Annotated in this window: 1 tRNA gene; it reads right to left on the bottom strand. The window is 50.4% G+C overall.

The window, feature by feature from the left end:
• Window positions 1–310: 310 nt before the first annotated feature.
• Window positions 311–384 (bottom strand) — tRNA-Gln (locus tag AC3DE3_RS17265).
• Window positions 385–466: the final 82 nt, after the last annotated feature.

Here is a 466-nt window from a genome sequence, read left to right as displayed (position 1 = left end):
GGACTCGAACCCCTTCTACCGGATTGAAAGCCCAGTTTCCTACCCATAGAAGAATGCGCCATAAAAGTGGAGAACGAGGGAGGTTACGATCCCCTTACGCATGGATTAAAAGCCCATTGGCAGCCCAGCCAGCCTTTACGTTCCTCGTCCAAATAAAATCGTCAACACCCCCTCGGGCTGTCTGTCAGGACACTACGCAAGGCTACGCTGACACGCGCCTACACGTTCGCATGACGAATTAGAATTTACTGCCGACTTATTCATTTAAGCAGTCTATATCGTCGGCTCAACCCGCTGGAGGGTAAGTAATTGGCTCGGGGTCAAGGATTCGAACCTCGATAGATGGAGTCAAAGGCCATCGTCCTGCCGTTAGACGAACCCCGAATAAATGGTGTGTGGAGAAGGATTTGAACCTTCAATGCTACCATAGCTAGGCAACGAACTTGCGTTAGTTCAACCGTAGGGA

It is taken from the genome of Dietzia sp. IBK-p2-16D (genome assembly GCF_057773085.1).
Note: the sequence above shows the minus strand (reverse complement) of the source record. Positions and strands in the feature narration are given on the sequence as shown.